Source organism: Tepidiforma sp., from assembly GCF_034433535.1.
Taxonomy (GTDB): domain Bacteria; phylum Chloroflexota; class Dehalococcoidia; order Tepidiformales; family Tepidiformaceae; genus Tepidiforma.
Genome location: NZ_DAOUAO010000197.1, coordinates 1 through 6,536, shown reverse-complemented (window position 1 = coordinate 6,536; position 6,536 = coordinate 1). Strand labels below are relative to the sequence as shown.

Genomic DNA, 6,536 nt, shown 5'->3' with positions numbered 1-6,536 from the left:
GGGGCGGGGGTGGTGGGTGGTTCCGTTTATGCCGGCGTACCGGTACCTGGTGTTTTGGATGCGCTTCGCGGGGACGCTGACGGTGATTACGGAGGCGCACCAGTGGCGGACGAAGGACCCGGTGACGGCGACGCGGGAGTACGCGCTGACGGTGGTGAAGCGGGCGGCGACGCCCGGGGAGCGACTGCGCAGGGCGGCCTGAGCGGGGCGAGGTCGACGGGGAGGCGGGGCGCGGGGAGAATCGGGGGAAGTCTGCCGCGCTGGAGGGGCAGGGGACATGTCGCGACCGCTGGAAGGGGTCCGGGTGCTGGACCTGACGTGGGTGCTGGCGGGGCCGTTCGGGTCGATGATCCTGTGCGACCTGGGGGCGGAGGTCATCAAGGTCGAGCGGCCGCCGTACGGGGACATTTCGCGGACGACGGGGCCGTACCAGAACGGGTGGAGCGGTTACTTCTTTTCGGTGAACCGGGGGAAGCGGAGCCTGGCGATCGACCTGCGCAGCGAGGAGGGGCGGGAGCTGTTCCTGCGGCTGGTGGAGCACGCGGACGTGGTGATGGAGAACTTCACCCCCGGGACGCTGGACCGGCTGGGGGTCGGCTGGGAGGTGCTGTCGGCGCGGAACCCGCGGGTGATCCTGGCGAGCGTGAGCGGTTTCGGACAGACGGGTCCGTACCGGGACCGGCCGGCGCTCGACATCGTCGTGCAGGCGATGGGCGGGGTGCTTTCGATCACGGGCGAGCCGGGGGGGCCGCCGATCCGGCCGGGCGTATCGTATGGGGATGTGGTGGCGGGGATGTTCGCGGTGATCGGCATCCTGGCGGCGCTGCGGGAGCGGGACCGGAGCGGGCTGGGGCAGTGGGTCGACATCAGCATGCTCGATTGCCAGGTGACGGTGATGGAGAACGCGATCATGCGGTACTTCGTGACCGGGGAGGTGCCGGGGCCGCTGGGCACGCGGCACCCGAGCGCGACGCCGTTCCAGGCGTTCCCGACGGCGGACGGGTGGATCGTGGTGGCGCTGGGGTTTGGGGAGGAGAACCAGTGGAACCTGCTGTGCGCGATCCTGGGGGTGCCGGAGCTGATCGACGATGAGCGGTTCGCGACGGGGCCGCGGCGGACGAAGAACCACGCCGAGCTGGAGCCGCTGCTGGAGGCGGCCTTCCGCCGGAGGACGACGGCCGAGTGGCTGGAGGAGCTGCTGGAGGCGGGCATCCCGGCAGGCCCGGTGAACCGGGTGCCGGAGGTTGCGGCGGACCCGCAGGTGCGGGCGCGGGGGATGATCCGGGAGGTGACCCACCCGAAGGCGGGCACGATCAAGGTGGCGAATACGCCGGTGCGGATGTCGCGGTCAGAGACGGGGATTTCGGGGCCGCCGCCGGACCTGGGGGCGGACACCTACGCGGTGCTTGGCGAGCTGCTGGGAATGGGGCCGGATGAGGTGGATGCGCTGGCGGCGCGCGGCGTGGTGGCGCTGGAGAGCCGGCTGGATATCTCGGAGATTACGTAGAGCGCGGGGCGAGAGCCTCCCGGTAGAGGGCGCGCTCCTCGAGGTAGCGCCGGATGGCGGGGGTGACGGCCGGCGGGGGTTCGCCGCGGGCGGCGTGCTGGCGGGCGAGGGTGGAGGAGACCGCGGCGACCTCGGGTTCGAGTTCGACCAGGGTGATGCGGTGCGCGTACTCGGGGGCATTGCGGCGCAGCCATTCGGCGACGGCTTCGAGGGGCTGATGGCCGCGGTTGGCGGCTACCAGGCGGCGGCGTTCGAAGAAGGGGTCGAGCTCGCGGGTGATATCAGCGTAGAAGCGGGGGTCGAAGAGTCGGACGAGGGTATCGAAGCCGACGATGGGGAGGGGGTCGGCGGCGGGGAAGGCGGCTTCGAGGGCGGCGACCTGGTCGATGATGCGGGCGGCGTTGGCGGCGAGGACGGCGATGGGGTGGCCTTCGGCGCGGGCGAGGAGGAGCATTTCGATGCGGGCCTCGAGCGGGGCCCCGGTGACGGCCTTTTCGACATTGCGGGTGGAGAGGAGGGCAGCGGGCCGGGCGTCAGCCGCTTCAGCGGCGCGCTGCAGGAGGGAGAGGTGGGCGATGGTCGGCGGGTTGAACGCGGAGGGGAGGAAGGCGAGGGGGCCCGCGAGCGGCTCGGCGGGGGCATCGAAGCGGAGGGAGGCGGGCCCGGGCGCGGCATCAAGGCGGCGGAGGGCGTCAGCGATGGCCGCGGGGTCCATGGGGAGATGGTAGCGCGGTCAGGCCGAGAGGGGCGTACGGTCGATGTGCCAATCGACGAGCCAGAGTTCTTCGCTGGAGAGCCATTCGCTCATGATGCGGCGGCACTGGTGGACGGAGGCGCGAAGGTTGTGGGTGACGAGCGTCCAGGACGGGTCGGGGTGGGCGGTGACGGCGTGGAGCCTGCGTGTGCGGGGGTCGTAGAAGATGCCGGACATGGTCGTTCTCCTCTTACCCGCAGTATCGGCTATGGATGTATCGACTGAATAGATGGATACCCGGAGATCGGCCCGGGGTTTTTACGAAGAGTTTCGGCAGGTAAGGGGGTTCCTTGCAGGGGAGGCAGGGCAGGCGCGACGCTAACCTGTGCGCCGCCCCCGTGCGGCGCAGCTGTTGCGACGGGGGGTGCATGGCCGAGCGGGAACGACGAGCGGCGATGCCGACGGGAAGGCTGGCGCGAACGGTCACACCTGCGCGGCTGGCGGCCTCAGCGGCGGGCCGGTGGCTGGCGACCTTTCGTTTCCGGGGCGAACGCCGGGCAGAGAAGCGCCGGGAGGCGGTGCTGCGCACGGCCGAGGACGTGACGCGGGCGATGGGGGAGATGAAGGGCGCGGCCATGAAGGTCGGGCAGATCCTCTCGATGATGACGGGGGTCGTGCCGCCGGAGATGGCCGCAGGGCTCGCGACCCTGCAGTCGCAGGCCCCGCCGATGTCGTTCGGGCTGGTCGAGGAGGTGCTGGAGCGGGAGTACGGCCGGCGGCTGAGCGAGGTGTTCCGCCGGTTCGAACGCGAGCCGTTCGCGGCGGCCTCGATCGGGCAGGTGCACCGGGCGGAGCTGCGCGACGGGACGCGGGTCGCGGTGAAGGTGCAGTACCCCGGCGTGCGGGCGGCGATCGAGCAGGACCTGGCGAACGTGGGGCTGCTGCTGGGCGTGGGCGGACTGGTCGCGAAGGGGCTCGATGTGGGGACGCTGCTGCGCGACCTGAAGGAGGGGATCCTCGGGGAGCTGGACTACCGGCGGGAGGCGGCCTGGCAGGAGCGGTTCGCCCGGGCGTTCGAGGGGCACGGCTTCGTGCGGGTGCCGCGGGTCTACGCGGAGCTGACGACCGGCACGGTGCTGGTGCAGGAGTGGCTGCCGGGTCGGTCGTTCCGGGGGGCGGTCCACCTGCCGCAGGAGGAGCGAAACCGGCTGGGCGAGATCCTCTACCGGTTCTGCTTCGGGAGCCTCTATCGGCACGGGCTGTTCAATGGCGACCCGCACCCCGGCAACTACCTGCTGCTGGAGGACGGGCGGGTGGGGTTCGTGGATTACGGCTGCGTGGCGGAGTTTTCGCCGGGCGTGATCGCCGGCTTCAAGCGGCTGATCCGGGCGCTCGATGCCGGCGACCGGGAGGGCTGGCGGGCCGCGACCGAGGCGATCGGCATCCTGCTGCCGAACGCGCCGTTTTCGACCGATGAGCTGTACGAGCACATGCACTGGTACTGGGCGCCGATCCTCGAGGACGAGGTGGAATTCACGCCGGAGCTGGCCGCGGAGATGGTGCGGCGGAACACGATGACGACCGGGCGGGGCGGGGAGATCAACCGGCACTGCAACGTGCCGGAGGGGATGGTGTTCCTCACGAGGATCAACTTCGGGCTGGCGGGGCTGTTCGCGAGCCTGCGGGCGCGGGGGCCGTGGCGGGCGATCGTGCGGGAGTACGTGGACGATACGCCGCCGAGCACGCCGCTCGGGCGACTTTCGGCGGCGACGACGCGGGAGGGGCTGCCGATCTGACCCGCCGGGCGGGCGAGGCCCTCAGGGGTTGGGGCGGCGCAGGGCCGCGTTGCGGGCGGTGCGGAGGGTGTACGACGCGGCGTGGATGGCGAAGCGGGCGCCGATCGCGGCCGCGGTGACGGCATCGAGCAGCGGGTTGGTGCGGAAGTGCTTGCGGTAATAGCGCCACATGCCACGATGGTGCCCGGCCATGGCCCGGAAGACGGCGCGGCGGGAGCTGCCGCCGATGCGGTGACGGATGGCGGCATCAGGGAAGTAGTGCACCTCCAGGCCGGCATCATGGACGCGGCGGCAGAAGTCGACGTCTTCGATGGAGAAGAAGTAGCCGGGGTCGAAGGCGCCGACGGCGTCGAGGGCGCGGCGGTGGATGATCATGAAGGCGCCGGAGACCCAATCGACGGGTCGGATATCGGCGTGGTCCCAGTCGGTGAGGAGGTACTGGCGGGACCAGCGGTTGCGGGGGAAGAGCCGGGTGAGCAGGGAGTGCCGGTTGAAGAGCGCATGGCGGTGGGAGGGAAAGGCGCGGGCGCTCGGCTGGATGGACCCGTCGCGGTTGAGGACGCGGCCGCCGAGGACGCCGACTCCCGGGTGCTCGCGGAGGTACGCTGCGGCGGCGATAAGGCCGTCATCGAGGAGCTCGGCGTCGGGGTTGACCAGGGCGATGACCTCGGCGCCGGGGAGCGCTTCGATGCCGCGGTTGACGCCGGCCGCGAAACCGAGGTTGCGGCGGTGTTCGATGACGCGGACGGAGGGGAAGGCAGCCCGGACCGCCTCCGGCGTGCCGTCGAAGGAGGCGTTATCGACCACGACCGTGGACGGCAGGAGATCGGGCAGGTGCTGCTCGATCGAGGCGAGGCAGGCGAGGGCGAGCTCGCGGCAGCGGTAGGTGACGATGACGGTGCCGATGGCGTGGCTCACCCGGCGACCTCGCGGTAGACGGCTTCGGTGGCCTCGGCAGCGGCGGCCCAGGAGAAGCGGGCGGCGTGCTGGAGCCCGCGGGCGGAGCACTCCGCGGCCCACGCAGGGTCATCGAGCAGGCGGACGGCCTCGCGGGCGATATCGGCGGGCGAGCGGAGGGGGACGAGGCGGGCGGCGCCGCGGAGGACCTCGTTCATGGCGGGGGCGTCGCTGGCGATGACCGGCGTGCCGCAGGCCATCGCCTCGAGCGGGGGCAGTCCGAAGCCTTCGAACAGCGAAGGGAAGATGAGCGCCGTGGCGCCGGCGAGGAGGGCCGCGAGGTCGGCGTCGGGGACGTAGCCAGGGAAGCGCACCGCCGATTCGACGCCAAGGCGGCGGGCTTCGCGCCGGAGGGGCTGGAGGAGCGGGCCAGGGTTGCCGGCGAGGACGAGGAGGGCGTGGGGGTGGCGCTCGCGGATGGCGGGCAGGGCGCGGATGGCATCGACGGCGCGCTTGCCCGGTTCGGCGGTACCGAGACAGAGGAAGTAGGGCGCCTCGAGGCCCTGAGCGGCGCGGTAGGCGCGGACGCGGGCGGGGTCGGGGGCGCGCAGGCCGGTGCGCGGCGCCTCGGGGATGACACGGATGCGGGAGGGGTGCAGGCGGAGGTAGCGGACCGCATCGGCGGCGACGGCCGAGGAGGGGACGATGATGCGCTCGGCCCAGCGGGCGGTGGCGGCGATGGCGCGGTAGTACCAGCGCCGGGCCGGCGAATAGCGGCGGGGGATGCGGAAAAAGGTGAGGTCGTGGAGGGTGGCGACGCGCGGAATGGCGAGGCGGCGGGGGGTGTAGAAGTGGAGGCCGTGGAGTACGGCGGCACCGGAGCGCCCGACCTCGGGGCCGAGGCGGCGAAGCTGCCAGGCGAAGCGCCACGCGGGCGACCCCGCTGGCACGGGCAGGTGGCGGCAGCCTGGCAGCGGCCGCGGCGCGAGGGCACTGACGCGCAGCGACGGGCGGGCGGCGAGGGCAGAGGCGAGCTGGACCATGTAGACGCCGGCCCCGGCCGGCTGCGGCGGGAGTGCGCTGGCATCGAGCAGGATGTGGAGCGGCTCCGGCACCGGGCGATCCTAGCGGGAGGGGCTCCTATAATCCTGCGGGATGAAGGGAATCGTCCTCGCGGGCGGGAAGGGGAGCCGGCTTCGGCCGTTCACCTATTCGGGGGCGAAGCAGCTGGTGCCGGTGGCGAACACGCCGGTCCTGCACTTCCCGGTGCGGCAGCTGGTGGAGGCAGGGGTGGAGGAGATCGCGCTGGTGGTGGGCGAGACAGAGGGGCAGGTGCGGGCGGCCATGGGCGACGGGTCACAGTTCGGGGCGCGCTTCACCTACGTCCGGCAGGAGGCGCCGCTGGGGATCGCCCACGGGGCGCTGGTCTGCCGGGAGTTCGTGGGGGATACGCCGTTTGTGCTGTACCTGGGCGATAACGTGCTGCTGGGGGGCATCACGGGGTTCGTGGAGCGGTTCCGGCGCAGCGGCGCGGATGGCGCGGTGGTGTTGCGGGAGGTGGCCGACCCCCGGGCATTCGGGGTGGCGGTGCTGGAGGGTGAGCGGCTCGTGCGGGTGGTGGAGAAGCCGGCGGAGCCGCCCT

8 protein-coding genes are annotated in these 6,536 nt (G+C 72.2%); 4 read left to right on the top strand and 4 right to left on the bottom strand.

Annotated features, from left to right (window positions below):
* Together VAE46_RS10270 and VAE46_RS10265 are read left to right on the top strand one after the other, a co-directional pair.
* The coding region (locus tag VAE46_RS10270; protein ID WP_322796845.1) for a hypothetical protein at window positions 1–202 on the top strand (202 nt) is incomplete at its 5' end.
* Window positions 203–277: 75 nt separating this feature from the next.
* On the top strand, window positions 278–1,507 hold the full coding sequence (locus tag VAE46_RS10265; protein WP_322796844.1) for a CaiB/BaiF CoA-transferase family protein: 1,230 nt from the start codon (window positions 278–280) through the stop codon (window positions 1,505–1,507).
* On the opposite strand, the gene VAE46_RS10260 is transcribed toward VAE46_RS10265, so the two are convergent.
* Window positions 1,500–2,222 (bottom strand): hypothetical protein, encoded by a 723-nt coding sequence (locus tag VAE46_RS10260; protein ID WP_322796843.1) that lies wholly within the window; start codon window positions 2,220–2,222, stop codon window positions 1,500–1,502. The two genes, VAE46_RS10265 and VAE46_RS10260, sit on opposite strands and share 8 nt — an antisense overlap.
* An 18-nt stretch (window positions 2,223–2,240) precedes the next feature.
* Window positions 2,241–2,438, bottom strand: a complete 198-nt coding sequence (locus VAE46_RS10255; protein ID WP_322796842.1) for a hypothetical protein — start codon at window positions 2,436–2,438, stop codon at window positions 2,241–2,243.
* Window positions 2,439–2,629: 191 nt separating this feature from the next.
* Between VAE46_RS10255 and VAE46_RS10250 the strand changes: the two genes are divergently transcribed.
* Window positions 2,630–3,997 (top strand): AarF/ABC1/UbiB kinase family protein, encoded by a 1,368-nt coding sequence (locus tag VAE46_RS10250; protein ID WP_322796841.1) that lies wholly within the window; start codon window positions 2,630–2,632, stop codon window positions 3,995–3,997.
* A 21-nt stretch (window positions 3,998–4,018) separates the two neighbouring features.
* Here VAE46_RS10250 and VAE46_RS10245 read toward each other — a convergent pair whose 3' ends face one another.
* Both VAE46_RS10245 and VAE46_RS10240 read right to left on the bottom strand, forming a co-directional pair.
* Window positions 4,019–4,915 carry a glycosyltransferase family 2 protein gene (locus VAE46_RS10245; RefSeq protein ID WP_322796840.1) on the bottom strand — a complete coding sequence of 299 codons (897 nt, stop codon included), beginning with the start codon at window positions 4,913–4,915 and terminating at the stop codon, window positions 4,019–4,021.
* Window positions 4,912–6,009, bottom strand: coding sequence for a glycosyltransferase family 1 protein (locus tag VAE46_RS10240; protein ID WP_322796839.1), 1,098 nt, complete (start codon window positions 6,007–6,009; stop codon window positions 4,912–4,914). The genes VAE46_RS10245 and VAE46_RS10240 overlap by 4 nt, the downstream gene beginning before the upstream one ends.
* Before the next feature lie 40 nt (window positions 6,010–6,049).
* Between VAE46_RS10240 and VAE46_RS10235 the strand changes: the two genes are divergently transcribed.
* On the top strand, window positions 6,050–6,536 hold a 487-nt coding region (locus tag VAE46_RS10235), incomplete at its 3' end, for a sugar phosphate nucleotidyltransferase (RefSeq protein WP_322796838.1).